1 protein-coding gene is annotated in these 750 nt (G+C 58.9%); it reads left to right on the forward strand.

From position 1 onward, the window contains the following. A partial coding sequence (locus tag NKI61_RS32835) for an IS481 family transposase (protein ID WP_352842426.1) occupies nucleotides 1-750 on the forward strand: 750 nt, incomplete at both ends.

Below are 750 nucleotides of genomic sequence, written 5' to 3' on the forward strand. Positions count from 1 at the left end.
AGTCAAGAGAGCCTGAGGGCGCTGGCGAAGCGCTACGGCATCAATCAGAAGACGGTTAGGAAGTGGAGGAACCGGACGTCGGCCGCCGATCTTCCGACTGGCCCCAGAGATCCGAAGTCGACAGTGCTATCGACTGAGGAAGAGGCGGTCATCGTCGCCTTTCGGCGTTATACGCTGCTGCCACTGGACGATTGCCTCTATGCTCTCCAACCGACGATCCCGCATCTGTCGCGGTCATCCTTGCATCGCTGCCTGCAGCGTCACGGGATAGGCAGGTTGCCGGATGTCGAGGGCGACAAGCCGGCAAGGAAGAAGTTCAAGGCCTATCCAATCGGCTACTTCCATATCGACGTCGCCGAGGTCCGAACCGAGCAGGGCAAGCTGCATATGTTCGTGGCCATAGATCGGACCTCGAAGTTCGCTTTCGTCGAGCTGCACGAGAAGGCAACGACAGCGGTCTCCGCCGATTTCCTGCGCCATCTTCTTGATGCTGTCCCTTACAAGATCCACACAGTGCTTACCGACAACGGCATTCAGTTCACGACCCCAGGTGCCGGCGGCTCGGCCGTTCCGCTGATCAAGGAAGCCATGGCGGCGGGAGAAATCATATGGGCGCACGCCTTCGAACATACTTGCGCCAAGGCCGATATCGACCACCGAACGACAAAGCCAAGGCACCCATGGACCAACGGCCAGGTCGAACGCATGAACCGCACGATCAAGGATGCGACCGTCAAACGCTTCTACTAC

The sequence above is a fragment of the Mesorhizobium sp. M0514 genome (assembly GCF_040321145.1).
Classification (GTDB): domain Bacteria; phylum Pseudomonadota; class Alphaproteobacteria; order Rhizobiales; family Rhizobiaceae; genus Mesorhizobium.